Genomic DNA, 15470 nt, shown 5'->3' with positions numbered 1-15470 from the left:
CCCGAGATCCGGGGAACCGGAGTCCGCGTCCACCGGCGCCGAGTATCCGACGATGTCGATGTTCCCCCGCGACCAGCTGTTCTCCTTGATGCGGTCTCCGCTGTTGCCCTCGATGGTGTAGACGGTGCTGCCGTTGGCGGACTTGACGATCCCGACGTGGTCGATGTTGCCGCTCTGGTCCCAGTCGAAGACGATCGCGTCGCCCGGCTGGGGGGTGTACCCGCTCGCCCGGGTGTGCCAGGTGCCGTACTTGACGCCGTAGTCCTTGAAGGAGCTGGCCCAGCCGGTGAGCGTGCCCCCGCCGCCCTCGGGGACGTCGGCGTGCCGGACGCCGGCGTTCTTCCAGACGTACTTGGCGAAGTCCGCGCACCAGTCGCTGTTGCGCCACTGGACCCCGTCGGTGGCGGGGCATCCGGAGGCGGGCTTCCAGGACCGGAAGTACCCGGTGTAGTAGTTGCAGCCGCTGCCCATCGGCTGTTCGTGGTTGCGCGAGCCGTTGCCCAGCTGGCTCTGGGCGACGGAGACGATCGCGGCGCGCGACACGGCGGCGGCCGGCGTGGCGGTGGCGACGATCAGCCCCGACCCCAGCAGGGCCGTGGCGGCCGCCCCCGCACCGAGGCTGCGCAGCATGCGCGGTCCGCCGTTCGGCCTGGTGCGGGTATCCGGTGCGTTCATGGGCCTTCCTCTCCAAGGGTGCCGATCTATGGGAGAAAGGCTGGGCCCGGGCGCTCCAAGTTCTCTGGAACACCGCTCCAGCGCCGCCTATAGGGCGCAGACGGTTCCACTGGAGGTGCCGGGGTGCTATCAACTTCCTTACAAGGTCATTTACGACCGCCGCAGGGAGGACCGTTGGAGTTCCGTCTGCTCGGTCCGGTCGAGGTGTGGCACGGTGAGCGGCGCCTCTCCCTGGGCGGCCCGAAACCCCGCACCCTCCTGGCCGCCCTGCTGCTGGACTCCGGCAGGGTGGTCTCCAGCGAACGTCTGGTGGACGTGTTGTGGGGGGAGGAACCCCCGGCGAGCGCCCCGGCGCTCGTCCAGACGTACGTCTACGGGCTGCGCCGCCGGCTGGCCGAGGCCGGCCGGGAGAACGTGATCGAGACCCGGCCGCCGGGTTACCTCATCCGGCTCGGGCCGGGGGAGCTGGATGTGGAGACCTTCGAGCGGAGGGTCGCCGCCGGACGCCGCCACGCCGCCGAGGGCGCCCACGCCGCCGCCGTCCGGGAACTGGAGGCGGCGCTGGGGCTGTGGCGGGGGACGGCCCTGGGCGGGGTGGACCACGCGTTGCGCGGCGAGGCCGAGCGGCTGGAGGAGACCCGCCTGTCGGTCCTGGAGGAGCGGGTCGAGGCCGAGTTGGCCCTGGGCCGGGAGTCGGAGGCGGTCGGCGAGCTGACCGAGCTCGTCAGGCGGCACCCCACCCGTGAGCGCCTGCGTGCCCAGCTGATGAAGGCCCTGTACCGGCTGGGGCGCCAGACGGACGCGATGGACGTCTACCACCGGGGGCGACGGGCCCTGGCCGAGGAACTGGGCGTCGATCCCGGCGTGGAGCTGCGGCGGCTGTACGAGGCGATGGTGCGGGCCGACCCCGCGTTGATCCCGGTCCCCTCGCGGATCCCGGCCCCCTCACCGGTCCCGGCACCGCAGCCGGACGAGCCCGCGCCCGCCTCCATGCCGTCCCCCTCCATGCCGTCCCCCTCCATGCCGTCCGCCGCCGCACCGTCCACCACACCCGTCGCCGTCCCGGACGGCGTTCCCGGGCACCTCCCCCGGGGCGTGGCCGACTTCACCGGCCGGGACAAGCAGCTCGCCGAGCTGACCGCGGTGCTCACCTCGCCCAGCGAGGCGGTGCCGGTGTGCGTCATCTCCGGCAAGGGCGGGGTGGGCAAGTCCGCGCTCGCGGTCAGGGCCGCCCACGAGGTGGCCGGGGCCTACCCCGACGGCCAGCTCTACGCCGACCTGCGGGGCGTCACCGAGTCGCCCGCGCCGCCCCTGGAGGTGCTGGGACGGTTCCTGCGCGCTCTCGGGGTCCCGCCCACCGCGATCCCCGACACCCTCCAGGAGAGGATCGACGCCTACCGCAGCGTCCTGTCGGGCCGCCGGCTGCTCGTCGTCCTCGACGACGCGGGCGCCGAGCGGCAGGTCCGCCCGCTGCTGCCGGGCAGCCGCACCTGCGCCGTGCTGATCACCGCGCGCCGCAGGCTGACGGGCCTGGACGGGGTGCGGCTGACCGATCTCGACGTCTTCGACGCCGCCACCGCCGTCGACCTGCTCGGCCGCATCGCCGGGCGCGAGCGCGTGCACGCCGAGCAGGAGGCCGCCGAACGCATCGTCCTGCTGTGCGGGCGCCTGCCGCTGGCTCTGCGTACGGCCGGCGCCCGGCTGGCCGCCCGCCCCCACTGGTCGCTCGCGACGCTGGCCGCGCGCCTGGCCGACGAGCGCCGCCGTCTCGACGAGCTCACCGCCGGGGACCTGGAGGTGCGGGCCAGCGTGGCACTGAGCTACCACGGCCTCGACGAGACGGCGAAGACGGCCTTTCGCAGGCTGGGTGCGCTGGGGGTGCCCGACTTCGCGTCCTGGGTCGCCGGGGCGCTGCTGGAGGTGCCCGAGCCGGTGGGCGAGGAGGTCGTGGAGCGGCTGATGGACGCCCAGCTCATCGACTACGTCACCGCCGACGCCGTCGGCCAGAGCCGCTACCGGCTGCACGACCTGCTGCGGGTGTACGCCGCCGAGCGGGCGGAGGCCGAGGAGCCCTTCGAGGAGCGCGCGGCGGCGATGACCCGCGTCCTGGGCGGGTGGCTGTGGCTGATCACGCACGCCGCGGCCGCGAGCCCGTCGGGCGCGCCCGCCCTGCGGCGCGGCTACACCACCGCCAGGCCCGTCGGCCCGGAGGTGTCGGAGCGTGTGGCGCGGGACATGACGGCGTGGTTCCGCGCGGAGGCCCCCGCGCTCGTCGTGGCCGTGGAGCGCGCGGCCGCGATGGGCCTGCACGAGGTGACGTGCGAGGTGGCCGCCGCGCTGTGCTCCTCGTCGTTCTCCGTGGACACCCGCTTCGAGGAGTGGCGGCGCACCCACGAGTCCGCTCTGGAGGCCGCCAGGCGGGCCGGGGACCCCCTGGCCGAGGCCACTCTGCTGGTGGGGCTGGGCCAGCTCCGCTCCCGGCAGGACCGCTATCCGGAGGCGCGGGCGTTCTTCCGGCAGGCCCTCCCACTGCTGCGGCGGGGCGGTGATGTGCACGGGGAGACGGTGGCCGTGGCGGGGATCGGGACCGCCTGCCGGGAGCAGGGGGACCTGCCGCAGGCACTGGTCCACCTGCGCCGGGCGGGCGAGGCCTTCCGGTCGCTCGGCGACGACGCCGGCATCGGCTACGTCGACCGGCTGGCCGGGTCCGTGCTGCTCGAACAGGGTGACTTCGAGGCGGCGCTGTCACTGCTGGACGACGCGCTGGCCGCCTTCCGGCGACTGGGCAGCAAGCGGGGTGAGGGCATCACTCTGCGCTCGATCGGGCTCGTCCACCGCGCCTCGGGCGACCTCGGCCTGGCCGAGGAGCTGTCCCTGCGGGCACTGACCCTGCTGCGTGAGGCGGGTGACCCGCTGATGGCGGCCTACGCGCTCCAGTCCCTCGCCAAGACCCGTGTCCGGCTCGGCGACGACGCCGCCGCCCTGTCCGACCTCGTCGAGGCGCTGGGCGTGTGCGAGCAGCACGACGACCGCTTCGGGGCGGGACTCGTCCAGCGGACCATCGGGGAGCTTCACCTGGCCCACGGACGGTACGACCTCGCGCGGGACCACCTCGGCCGGTCCCTGGCGGTGTGGGACGGGCTGGACCTGCCGCTGTTCCGCGCGCGCACCATGCGCGACCTGGCGGCCGTCCACGAGGCGACCGGGGACGGCGCGGGCGCCGCCTCCCTGCGCGCCGAGGCCGTCGGTGTCTTCTCCGCGTTCGGGACACGCGAGTACGGCGAGCTCACCGGCCGCCGCGACGGTGCCCTTGGTGCGTTTCTGTAGGGAACTTCTAGACCGCCCTCCGACCCTGGAGGGGACCTGATCCGCCGCCGCGAGCGCGTCCGGACCGGCCGCCCGCGGGCGGACTTCCCTCCAGCCCGAGGAGAAGAACAACATGCCGGAAATCGTTCTCATGTCGGATCCTCGTGTCGCCGCGATACCGGTCGAGGAGCGGGGCGAACCGCTCGTGGACCTGCGGTCGGTCCCCGGCCTCCTCCTGGACCGGCGCCTGGCCGACCCCGAGGGCGCCTACGCCCACCTGCGACGGGGACACGTGGAGCGGCTCCTGCGCGCCCAGGGGAACCTGCCCGGCGGGCTGCGGCTGCTCATCGTCGAGGGGTACCGCCCGCTGGCGCTGCAGGAGCGGTACTTCTCCGCCTACGCCGCCAAGCTGAGCGCCGCCAACCCCGGCTGGTCGCAGGAGCACGTCTACGTGCAGGCCAGCCGTTCGCTGTCCCCTCCGCACATCGGCCCGCACGTCTGCGGCGCCGCGGTGGACCTCACCCTGTGCACGCCGGACGGCCGGGAGCTCGACATGGGTACGGAGGTCAACGCCAGCCCCGAGGAGAGCGGCGGCGCCTGCTACACGGCCGCGGGCGGCATCTCCGCCGAGGCCCGGGCCAACCGGGAGGTGCTCGGCGGGGTCCTGCGGGAGGCGGGGTTCGTCAACTATCCCACCGAGTGGTGGCACTGGTCCTACGGCGACCGCTACTGGGCCCTGGTCACCTCGGCCCCGGCGGCCCTGCACGGCCAGCTCGACTGGCCGCCGGTCGCGCGGGCGGGCTGACCCCGGGCGGGCCGCGGTCCCGCGGGCCGGGCACGGCCGGTCGCGCGGCGTCGGACGCGACCGGCCGTCACTGCCGTCAGGCGCGAGCGGCGACCAGGTCCGTCAGGCGCGGCCGGCCGCCATGTCCGTCAGGCGGGCCAGGATCCGGTCGCCGCACACGCGGACGCCGTCGTGCTCCCACTCGCTGGTCACCCAGGCCCGCACGTTGCCGACGGCGCGGGCGGTCTCCATGGACAGGCGCTCGTCGACGTACATGTCGTCGTAGTAGACGGCGGCGGCCACCGGGACCTCGTTGGCCGCCAGCCGTGCCGGGTCGTAGAGGGCGGGCCAGTCACCGGTCTCGGCGAGGATCTCGGCGACGGCCTTGAAGGGGCGCAGGCAGGCGATCTCGTCGAACATCCACGGGTAGATCATCTCCCCGGTGGGCAGCAGCGGCTTGGCGTCCTCGGCGAACTCCTCCGGCAGCAGCCGGTGCGCCGACCAGGCGGTGGGGGCGCCCTGGGCGTAGATCGACTCGTGCAGGACCGCGTAGAGGGGGTTGCCGACGAACCCGGTGGCCGTCATGACCTCGTAGCGGAAGGCGTCGGACAGCTCACCGCCGCTCCAGGCCCCCTCCAGGAGCCAGTGCAGGTGCTCGGCCCCGTCGCCGGTCCCCAGGCGCATGCCGAGGGTCTGCAGGCGGCGCGTGCTCAGCACGTCCCCGTCGGGCAGCCGCGTCTCGTGGTGGCGCACGTGGTCGGCGATCGCCTGCAGGCGGGCGGCGTCGCCGGGATAGCGGGCGAAGAAGCGCTCGGCCTTCTCGCGGACCCGGGGGTAGGTGCGGGCGTAGACCTCGTCGGCGGTGGCCGTAAGGCCGGGCAGGCCGCCGGTGACGTAGCAGGCCTTGAGCCCCTCGGGCGCCCGCGACAGGTAGGTCATCGTGATGAACCCGCCGTAGCTCTGGCCGAGGGTCTCCCACGGCCGGTCGCCGCAGAGCTCGCGCCGGATCAGCTCGGCGTCGGCCACGATCGAGTCGGCGCGGAAGTGCCTCAGGTATCCGGCGGCCTCCGCGGCGGAGCCGGCGGAGAAGGCGTCCGCGCCGGGAAGGTCCTCGGCGGAGCCGGGCTCGGGAGCCTGCGGGACGGACCCGGGCAGGGTGGCGGCCGTGACGGGGGTGCTGCGTCCGGTCCCCCGCTGGTCGAGCAGGAGCACCCGGTGGGTCTTCAGCGCGTGTCCCAGCCAGCCCCCGGCCGACACCGGCCGGGGCGAGCTGCCGCCGGGACCGCCCTGCAGGTACAGCAGCCAGGGCAGGTCCTCTCCCCGCCGGGCCGGATCGACCACTTCCCGGGCGAAGACCTCGATCAGCGCCCCGCCGGGGTCTGCGTGGTCGAGGGGGACGGTGAAGACGTGGTCGGTGAGGGCGGCACCGGGCAGCAGGACGGTCACCCGCGAAACGGTACACGTCCCCCGGAGGGGAGCCCGGCTCAACCGCTCACCTGGACCGTCCGGGGCGGGCACTGATACGCTCCCAAGCGAGCGCTTGGTTTCGTACGGCCCGCCGTACCCGGAGCTCGGCACGGGACACACGGAGACGACCGCCAGGGGACGCCGATGAAGTTCTCGACCTTCCACCTCTTCCACCGGTTCGACGGCCAGAGCTTCAAGGAGGTCTACGACTATCACCTGGAGCTGGCGGAACTCGCCGAGGAACTGGGATTCACCGGGGTGCGGCTGGCCGAGCACCACTTCCGCGACTACGGGGTGGTGCCGAACCTGTTCACCATGCTGTCCCACCTGGCCGCGCGCACCGAACGGCTGCGCCTGGGCACCGGCATCGTGGTGCTGCCGCTGCACAACCCGGTCCACGTCGCCGAGGAGGCGGCCATGGTGGACCTGCTGTCCGGCGGGCGGCTGGAGCTGGGCATCGGGCGCGGCTACCAGAGCTTCGAGTTCGAGGGCTTCGGCATCGACCTGGCCGAGGCCCGCGACCGTTTCAACGAGGCGCTGGAGATGATCCTCGGCCTGTGGACCAGCCCCGTCTTCCGGCACGAGGGCAAGTTCTACCGGACCGGCACCGAGGTCGAGCTGGTCCCCCGGCCCGCCCAGGCCCCGCACCCGCCGATCCACGTGGCCGCGGTCTCCCCGGAGACGGTGACCATGTACGCCGAGCGCGGCCTGCCCGTGCTGGCCGACCCCGCCGCGCCGTTCCGCAAGGTGGTCAAGGCCGCCGAGACCTGGCGGGAGACCGCGGAGCGGGCCGGGCACGACGTGGCCGCGGCGGAGCTGGTCGTCGCCCGCAGCGTCTACGTCGCGCCGACCGCCGAGCAGGCCCGCGAGGACCAGGCCCGCTTCGAGGCGATGTTCGACCGCAAGCGGATCTTCAACGAGAAGAGCGCGCCGATCGACCCGAAGACCGGAAAGGCCGCCCAGGGCTTCGAGTACTACCAGGACCGCTACCTCAAGGGCGGCACGGTCTCCAACGACTTCCGCTGGGAGCAACTGGAGGTGATCGGCGACCCGGAGCGGGTGATCGGTCAGATCAAGCTCCTGGAGGAGGCCGGGTTCGCCAACCTGCTGTGCGACTTCGGCAGCACCCGGCCGATGCCGCTGGACGACATGAAGAAGGTCATGCGGTTCTTCGCCGCAGAGGTCATGCCCGCGTTCCAGTAATCCCCCCGTCCCAGGAGGCGCGATGATCCACCAGCTGACCCTGTCCGACGTCCTCGCCGAGCACGCCCGCAGCCGCCCGCAGGTGACGGCGGTGGTGGACGGCGAGCTGCGGCTCACCTATCCCGAGCTCGACCGGCGGGTCACCCGCCTGGCGAACGCGCTGGCCGCGCGGGGGGTCGCGGCCGGGGAGCGGGTGCTGTGGCTCGGCCAGAACTCCCACGCCGTGCTGGAGCTGCTGCTGGCCTCCTCCCGGCTCGGCGCGATCTTCTGCCCGGCCAATTGGCGGCAGTCCGCCGACGAGCTGGCGTTCGTGCTGGACGACCTGGCGCCGAAGGCCGTGGTCTGGGAGCGCTCCGAGACCGCCGCCCCGCTCAGCGGCGAGGACTGGATCCCGGCCGGTGACGGCTACGAGGCGTTCCTGGCCGGCGGGTCCGACGAGCCGCGCGCCCCGGGTGACGTGGCGGACGAGGCGGCCGACGACACGGCCCCGGTCCTCGCGCTCTACACCGCCGCCTTCGACGGCCGCCCGAACGCGGCCCTGCTCAGCAGCGCCGCGCTGGTCGCGCACAGCACCTCGCTGCTGGTCGTGCGGCAGATGGAGCCGGGGTTCACCTTCCTCAACAACGGCCCGCTGTTCCACGTCGGCACGATGATGTTCTGCCTGGCCACGTTCCAGATCGGCGGGACCAACGTGTTCACCCCGGCCTTCGACGCCGAGGAGGTCTGCCGCCTCGTCGACGCGGAGAAGGTCACCCAGGCGTTCCTGTTCGGGCAGATGATCGACGCCGTGGTGGCCGCCAACGCGGGCGGCAAGTACGACCTGTCCTCGCTGCGCTTCATCTCCCACTCCGAGGAGTGGGACGCGATGACGACCGTGGACGACTCGCCGTGGTGCCGTTCCAAGATGGGCGGGTACGGCCAGACCGAGGTGGGCGGCATGCTGACCTTCCTCGGACTGGCGCCGGGAGCCGCCGGGTTCGCCGGGCGGCCCTCGCCGCTGGTCCAGGTCCGCATCCTGGCCGCCGACGGGACCGAGGTCCCGCCGGGCGAGGTGGGCGAGATCTGCGCCCGCGGCAAGTCGCTCTTCTCCGGATACTTCAACAGGCCGGAGCTGAACGAGGCCAAGACCCGCGGCGGCTGGCACCACACCGGCGACCTCGGCCGCCGCGAGCCCGACGGCACGATCACCTTCATCGGCCCACGGCTGCGCATGATCAAGTCCGGGAACGAGAACGTCTACCCGGCCGAGGTCGAGCGGGCGCTGAAGACCCACCCGGCCGTCGCCGACGCCGCCGTCATCGGCGTGCCCGACGAGAAGTGGCACCAGGCCGTCAAGGCCGTCGTGGTGCTCAAGGACGGGCGGACCGCCTCGGCCGAGGAGATCGTCGAACACGTGAAGGGGGCGCTCGCCTCCTACAAGAAGCCGCGCCACGTCGACTTCGCGGAGTCCATCCCGAAGAAGGGCTTCACCCCCGACTACGACGCCCTCGACGCCGCCCACGGCGGCGGCGGCTATCCCGGCTCCTGACCCCGGTCCCCGGCCCCTCGCCGGCCGCACGCGGGCGTCCGCGTGCGGCCGGCGAGGTGACGGCTCACCCGGTCGTCTCCTCCGGCCTCGCGATCGCGGGCAAGGGCGTCGTGACGGCCTCTTCGTCCGGCGGCTCGGCGGCGGTGCCGGTTTCGTCCAGGGGACGGTCAGCGGATCTCACGTCACGGGTTTCCATGAATTCCCGGATGCCTGCCGCGAAGACCCTTCCGGGGCTTTTCACATTTCTTCTCGAAACGAGTTTCTCCAATCTTTCGAGGCGTCGCTCGACGTCTCCCCTGGCCATTGTCGACAACTCCCTTCTCGGCCGGCGCGACCGCGGGCCGCGCGCTGATCCAGTGGCTAACCTGCCGCACGGCGGACATGCGTAATCCAATGACCGCTCAAAGTGTCGTACCGGCGGCGCGGCCAGTAGTGAAATACTGCAGCCTGCCGCGCCGGGGACACGGCCTTTCTGAAAAAATGCAGTTTCCGGCGCCGGTCACAGGATCGCGAGCGGGTTCACGGGACTGCCGGTGCCCCCCTCGATTTTGAGGGGGGCCGCGACGAAGACGAAGTCCCGGCCCGTACGGCCCGCGCACGCCGTGCCCAGCTCCTCCAGCCAGAGCATCTCGGCCAGGTGGACGCCGTGCCGCCACAGCAGGATCAGGTGCAGGTCGTCATCCAGCCCCTCGTCGGCGAGCTGACGGGCGTTGAGGCCGCCGATGGCGGCGTTGTCGGAGGCGACCACGGCCACGTCCCTGGCCGCCAGCCAGCGTCCCCCGTCCGCGGACAGACCCGGCTGGCCGGACCAGTACTCCTGCGGGGAGCTCTCCCAGGCCAGCGGCCAGCCGGTGCGGATCACGGCCACGTCGCCGGGCCGTACGTCGTCCTCGATCTCCGCCAGCAGGTCCCCGGAGATCCGGAAGTCGGCGGGCAGGCGGTCCAGGCCCAGGTGCCGGGGGACGTCGAACAGGACCCCGCGGGCCACGACGCCGCCGGCGTGCTCGATGCCGCAGCGGGTCGCGCCGTACGACCTGACGCGGGCGGCGGGATGGCCGTTGTAGAGCTCCTCGCCCGCCCACATGTGGCACAGCGCGTCCATGTGGGTCGTCGTGCCGTGCGGGGTGACGACGACGGCGTCGTCGGCCATGCGGAGCCCGGCGCCCACGGGCCTGGTGCCGGCCGCGTAGTCGGCGCCGTCGACCGACATGAAGTGCTGCGGCAGCGGGCGGCCCCGCAGGTGCGGGACCGTCGTGGGGGCGGGCGAGGAGGTGGCGCCCCTGATCGGCATGGCCAGGCTGATCACCTGACCGGTGACCGCAGCGGTCAGCGCGGCCAGGACGGTGGCGGGAGTCAGGAGGTTCAGCGTGCCGCGTTGATCGTCTGGGCCGAAGCGGCCCCAGTTGTTAGGCTCTGTAACCAAGCGATTGCTCACATTCTTGAGGACGGGTCATGACGGCGGACGGCCAGATCGGGGAAGACGCGGGGACCACGACGAGCGGGTGGTGCGACCCCCGCTTCTCCCGGGTCCGCGAGGTGTTCGACGGGCACTTCGCCGACGGCGAGGAGCTGGGCGCGGCGTTCGCGGTCTACCTGGACGGCGAGCCGGTGGTGGACCTGTGGGGCGGCGTCGCCGACCGGCACACCGGGCGCGCGTGGGATGAGCACACCCCCGCGCTGGCCTACTCCTGCACCAAGGCGGTGACCGCGACGGCCGGGCTGCTGCTGGCCGAGCGCGGGCTGCTCGACGTGACCGCGCCGGTCTCCGACCTCTGGCCGGAGTTCGGGCGGCGGGGCAAGGAGCGGATCACCGTCGAGCACCTGTTCACCCACCAGGCGGGGCTGCCGGTGATCGAGGAGCCGGTCCCGGTGGAGGAGTTCGAGGACCACCCGGCCATCGCCGCCCGGCTGGCCGCCCAGGAGCCGATCTGGGAGCCGGGCACCGCGCACGGCTACCACGCGCTGACCTACGGGTTCCTGCTCGGCGAGGTGATCCGCCGGGTGTCGGGCAAGAGCGTGGGCGAGATCGTGGCCACCGAGATCGCCGGGCCGCTCGGCCTGGAGCTGTGGCTCGGGGCCCCGGAAGAAGTGGCGGCGCGGGCGGCCCGCCTGTCCGCCGGCAGGCGGGCGAAGCCCGAGGACGCCCGAAGGGAGAGCGGCGCCGGGGCGTCCGGCGCGGCCGGATCGCCCGGGACCTCGGAGGCGTCCGGCGCCGGGATGTCCGGAGCCTCGCAGCTGCCCGCTCCCCCGGAGACCGACGCCGGGGCGGGCGCGCCCTCCACCGCGGCCCAGTTCCCCGGGCAGGGGCCGGGCGACCCGATCTACGAGATGGCCAAGGCCTCCCTGGACAAGAACAGCCTGATGAACAGGGCCCTGGGCAACCCGCCGGTCCACAAGCTGCGCGGCGGCGGCAACCACCCGGTGATCCTGCGGGCGGGCTGGCCGGCGATGGGCGCCGTCACCACGGCCCGGGGTCTGGCCGGTTTCTACCGGGAGCTGGTCGCCGGGCGGATCCTGCGTCCCGAGACGCTCCGCGACGCCATGCGGCGCCGCGTCCACGGCCCCGACCGGGTGCTGTTCATCGACAGCTCCTTCGGGCTGGGCTACATGCGCCCGGCCCTGACCTTCCTCACCCCCGCCAGGGGCGCCGAGACCGCCTTCGGCCACACCGGCATGGGCGGGTTCCTCGGCCTGGGCGACGTGGAGCACGGGCTGGCCATGGGCTACACCATGAACAAGATGGCCGACGCCGTCTCCGGCAGCATGCGCGCCTACCGCCTGGCCGAGGCCGTCTACGACGCGCTCGCCTGACATGCCCCGCGGCCCGTTCACTGCATCGTGACGCCGCCGCTGACCGACAGGGTCTGGCCGGTGACGTAGGCCGCCCTGTCGGTGCACAGGTACGCGACGAGCCCGGCGACGTCCTCGGGGGTGCCGAGGCGGCGCAGCGGGATGCCCCGGGCGATCTTGTCGACCAGTCCCGGCTTCTCGGCGTCGATCCTGCGCAGCATCGGGGTGTCCGTCGGACCCGGGCAGACCACGTTCGAGGTCACGTTCGCCCTGGCCGCCTCGCGGGCGAGGGTCTTGGCCAGGCCGAACAGGCCCGCCTTGGTCGCCGCGTAGGCGCCCTCGCCTCCGGAGCCGGCCCGCGCGCCGTCCGAGGAGACGAAGACCAGGCGGCCCCATCCGCGCTCGGTCATGCCGGGCAGCAGGAGCTTGGTGAGCAGCATCGGGGCCCGCAGGTTGACCCGCCACATCAGGTCCCAGCCCGCCGGGTCGCCGGTGACGAACGGCTCCACGATCGAGATCCCGGCGTTGTGCACCAGGATGTCCACCGGCCCCACCCGGGCGCAGAACTCCTCGATGGAGGCCGGGTCGGCCAGGTCCACCGCCAGGTGCGTGGCCCGCGCCCCGCTCCCGGCATCCGGCCCGTCCCCGGGTCGCATCCCCGCTCCGTCCCCGGATCGCGTCCCCGCTCCGTCCCCGGATCGCGTCCCCGCTCCGTCCCCGGATCGCGTCCCCGCTCTCTCCCCGGGCCCTCCCTCCGCGCCGTCCCCGGCCCCCGCCCCGGGCGTGGGACGGGCGGCGTTCAGCGCGGCGGCGGTCGCGGCGGCGGCGGGCTCGTCGACGTCGGCGACCACGACGCGGGCGCCCAGCGAGACGAGGTCCCGGCAGACGGCGGCGCCGATGGCCCCGGCCCCGCCGGTGACGACGGCGGTCCGGCCGTCCAGGCGCAGGCCGTCCATCATGGCCGGGCCTCCACCGGCCCGCGACCGGACCCGGGCGTGCCGTCCGTCATTTCCACACCTCCACGAGATCGGCGGAGCTCACCCTCGTGGCCAGCAGGCTCACGGTGTGCTTCAGTACGGCCTGCGCGTAGTCGTCCGGGACCCCCGCCACCGCGTCGGTCACCACCGCCACCCGGTATCCCAGGTTGACCGCCTCCAGGGCGAGACCGGGGATGCCGAGATTGAGCGACAGGCCGACGGCGACGACGGTGGAGACGCCCAGCGAGCGCAGGGTCATGTCGAGCGAGGTGCCGGTGAAGGGCGAGAACCCGTGATAGCGGCGTGACTCCAGGTCGCCGGGGGCGAGCAGCGCGGGCAGGACCTCGACGGCGCCGCTGCCCTCCAGCATGTGGGAGGGGTCCTTCAGGAGCGCGGCGGCGAACGGGCAGTTGCCGGTGTGCGATCCGGCGCGGTCGGCCCGGAAGGCGGCGGTGCAGTGGATCACCCGCACCCCCGCGGCGCGCGCGGCGTCCAGCACCGCGGCCGCCCCCGCCACCACGCCGCGGCGCTCGCAGACCTCCACCAGCTCGGGGAACTTCGTCAGGTCGCCGGCGACCCCGCGTTGCATCTCCATGACCAGCACCGCGCTGTGCCCGGGCGCGACCAGGGATCCGAGATCGACCGGCATCCGACCTCCGCAACCGAGATCCACACAACCTGGATATACACGAGCGCTTGCTTGGTACGGCGAGCGTAACACGGCTCCCGCCGTACGGTCCCCACCCGATGTGACATCCGTGTCGCACTCCGCCAAAGTTCACGAACCATGACAACCGGCACCCCGGGTGAGACCGTCGAACAAGGACGGCACTCGGAAGGGGACTGCATGGTTCCGGGATACCGCGAGGTTCGGGAACTCGGCACGGGGGTCGGCGGCCGCGTCGTCCTGGCCACCTACACCGAGACCGGCGCCTACGTGGCCATCAAATACCTGACCGCCGCCCTGAAGGACGACCCGCGCTTCGTGACGCGCCTGCGCCGGGAGGCGCGCTCCCTGGTCGAGCTCGACCACCCCAACGTGGTCAGGCTGTACGAGTACTACGAGGACGTGCTCGAGGCCGCGGTCGTGATGGAGCTGGTCGACGGCGTCGCGCTGCGCGGGATCCTGCGCGACCACGGCGCGACGAGCCCCGAGACGGCGCTGACCGTGTTCAAGGACGTGCTCACGGGCCTGGCCGCGGGGCACGCGCTGGGCATCGTGCACCGCGACTGCCGGCCGGAGAACGTGCTGGTCCGGGCGGACGGGACCGGCAAACTGTCCGACTTCGGCATCGTCGCCCCGGACGGGGAGACCCCCGCCGGGGACACCGCTTCCGGGGACACCGCTTCCGGGGACCCGCGCTATCTGGCCCCCGAGCGCCGCTCCGGGCAGCCGGCGAGCGCCGAGGCCGACCTCTACGCGGCCACCCGCGTGTTCCTCGAATGCCTCACCGGGCGCGCGCCGGACCGCCACGCCGTACCGGCCCGGCACCGCGCGGAGCCGGTCCCCATGGACGACGTCCCGGAGTCGTTGCGCCCCCTGGTCGCGCACGGGATGGCCGCGAACCCGGCCGACCGGCCGCCGACGGCCCGCACGTTCGCCGCGGAACTGGAGGTGGCCGCGCTGGCCGCCTACGGCCCGGACTGGGAGCGGCGCGGCCGCCGGCGGCTGGCCGAGACCGCCACCCTGTTCGCGCTGAGCTTCCCGCTGGCCAGGGCCGCCGTCGGGACGGGCCGCCCGGTCGCCGGAACCCCGCGCGGCCGGGCGCGGGCCTTCCGCCGTCCGCGACGGCGCACGATCGTCGCCGCGGGGCTGGTGGCCGTCGCGGCCGCCGTCGCGCTGATCGCCGCCGACCGGCCGTCCGACCCGCTCGCCTCGGACAACGTCTTCACGCCGCCGCGCCATCCCGCGGGCGGGGCGCCGGGCGACGCCGGGAGCGCCACCACCTCCCCCTCCCGGTCCGCGGGCGCCCCCGGGCCCTCGCGGCAGCCGGTGGAGACCGCCGCCGACGGCCCCCTGCCGTCCGGTACGGCCGCCGCCCCGGACCCTCCCGTCCTCCCGCGCCCGGGAGCCTCGTCCGCGGCGCCGGTGAAACCCCCGGCCCCCGCCCCGACCGCCGCCTCCCCCGGGACCTCGCGGACCGCGCCCTCCCCGAAGCCCTCGCCGACGGCCTCCTCGACACCCTCCCCCGCCTCCCCCACCGCACCCACCACGCCCGCCCCCCGCCACGAGGTCATCGGCCTGGCCGTCGCCGGGATCGACGCCGACGGGGCCACGGTCGCGCTGCGCGCCTCGACCACGGCGGACGTCGTCCTGACCGTCGAGTTCGCCGAGGGGCCGGACGAGGAGGAGCTGCGGGACACCGCCGAGCAGACCCTGACGCTCTCGGGCCGGGAGGTCTACATCGAGGTGGTCCCGCACGCCTTCACCGTCCCCCCGTGCGGGCAGACCCTCCTGCGCCGGGCCACCGTCACCACCTCCCCCCAGGCTCCCGGCGGCGCGCACTCGCTCGTCGTGGAGGCCCGGGGCGAGCCCTGCCCCGAGCCGAGCGCCTCGGACCGGGACGGGCTCACCGGCGGGTCGACGGACGAGCCGGAGGCCGGGCCGCCCGAGGCCGGCGGCACCGGGGGCGGCACGGGGGGCGGCACGGGGGGCGGCACCGGGGAGAGCCCTCCGGACGAGCCGGTGGAAGGGGAGGAATCCACCCGGTACGACACCTTGTGAGCAAACCAAGCGTGC

12 protein-coding genes are annotated in these 15470 nt (G+C 74.0%); 6 read left to right on the top strand and 6 right to left on the bottom strand.

Annotated features, from left to right (window positions below):
* The coding region (locus Psi01_RS36515; RefSeq protein ID WP_204068732.1) for a CHAP domain-containing protein at positions 1 to 675 on the bottom strand (675 nt) is incomplete at its 3' end.
* A 174-nt stretch (positions 676 to 849) separates the two neighbouring features.
* Here Psi01_RS36515 and Psi01_RS36510 point away from each other — a divergent pair.
* Positions 850 to 4002, top strand: a complete 3153-nt coding sequence (locus Psi01_RS36510; RefSeq protein ID WP_204068731.1) for an AfsR/SARP family transcriptional regulator — start codon at positions 850 to 852, stop codon at positions 4000 to 4002.
* A gap of 112 nt (positions 4003 to 4114) precedes the next feature.
* Complete coding sequence (locus Psi01_RS36505) at positions 4115 to 4786, top strand: M15 family metallopeptidase (protein ID WP_204068730.1); 672 nt, start codon at positions 4115 to 4117, stop codon at positions 4784 to 4786.
* A 102-nt stretch (positions 4787 to 4888) separates the two neighbouring features.
* Here the strand turns inward: Psi01_RS36505 and Psi01_RS36500 are convergent, their stop codons facing one another.
* Entirely contained in the window at positions 4889 to 6211 is a 1323-nt protein-coding gene (locus Psi01_RS36500; RefSeq protein WP_204068729.1) for an alpha/beta fold hydrolase, read from the bottom strand.
* A gap of 165 nt (positions 6212 to 6376) precedes the next feature.
* Here Psi01_RS36500 and Psi01_RS36495 point away from each other — a divergent pair, with 165 nt between their 5' ends.
* Positions 6377 to 7435 (top strand): LLM class flavin-dependent oxidoreductase, encoded by a 1059-nt coding sequence (locus Psi01_RS36495; protein ID WP_204068728.1) that lies wholly within the window; start codon positions 6377 to 6379, stop codon positions 7433 to 7435.
* Between the two features lie 22 nt (positions 7436 to 7457).
* A complete protein-coding gene (locus Psi01_RS36490) occupies positions 7458 to 8963 on the top strand; it encodes an AMP-binding protein (protein WP_204068727.1) in 1506 nt (501 codons plus the stop codon).
* Positions 8964 to 9027: 64 nt separating this feature from the next.
* On the opposite strand, the gene Psi01_RS36485 is transcribed toward Psi01_RS36490, so the two are convergent.
* A complete protein-coding gene (locus Psi01_RS36485) occupies positions 9028 to 9267 on the bottom strand; it encodes a hypothetical protein (protein ID WP_204068726.1) in 240 nt (79 codons plus the stop codon).
* 195 nt (positions 9268 to 9462) lie between these two features.
* On the bottom strand, positions 9463 to 10386 hold the full coding sequence (locus tag Psi01_RS36480) for a cyclase family protein (RefSeq protein ID WP_204068725.1): 924 nt from the start codon (positions 10384 to 10386) through the stop codon (positions 9463 to 9465).
* Between the two features lie 29 nt (positions 10387 to 10415).
* Between Psi01_RS36480 and Psi01_RS36475 the strand changes: the two genes are divergently transcribed.
* Positions 10416 to 11774: a serine hydrolase domain-containing protein gene (locus Psi01_RS36475; RefSeq protein ID WP_204068724.1), complete on the top strand. Its 1359-nt coding sequence runs from the start codon at positions 10416 to 10418 to the stop codon at positions 11772 to 11774.
* Between the two features lie 17 nt (positions 11775 to 11791).
* On the opposite strand, the gene Psi01_RS36470 is transcribed toward Psi01_RS36475, so the two are convergent.
* Together Psi01_RS36470 and Psi01_RS36465 are read right to left on the bottom strand one after the other, a co-directional pair.
* Positions 11792 to 12712 (bottom strand): SDR family NAD(P)-dependent oxidoreductase, encoded by a 921-nt coding sequence (locus Psi01_RS36470; RefSeq protein WP_307819296.1) that lies wholly within the window; start codon positions 12710 to 12712, stop codon positions 11792 to 11794.
* 46 nt (positions 12713 to 12758) lie between these two features.
* Positions 12759 to 13379 carry a cysteine hydrolase family protein gene (locus tag Psi01_RS36465; RefSeq protein ID WP_204068723.1) on the bottom strand — a complete coding sequence of 207 codons (621 nt, stop codon included), beginning with the start codon at positions 13377 to 13379 and terminating at the stop codon, positions 12759 to 12761.
* Positions 13380 to 13577: 198 nt separating this feature from the next.
* Between Psi01_RS36465 and Psi01_RS36460 the strand changes: the two genes are divergently transcribed.
* Positions 13578 to 15455: a serine/threonine-protein kinase gene (locus Psi01_RS36460; RefSeq protein WP_204068722.1), complete on the top strand. Its 1878-nt coding sequence runs from the start codon at positions 13578 to 13580 to the stop codon at positions 15453 to 15455.
* Positions 15456 to 15470 lie beyond the last annotated feature (15 nt).

The organism is Paraplanobispora siamensis (genome assembly GCF_016863175.1).
Classification (GTDB): Bacteria; Actinomycetota; Actinomycetes; order Streptosporangiales; family Streptosporangiaceae; genus Planobispora; species Planobispora siamensis.
Note: the sequence above shows the minus strand (reverse complement) of the source record. Positions and strands in the feature narration are given on the sequence as shown.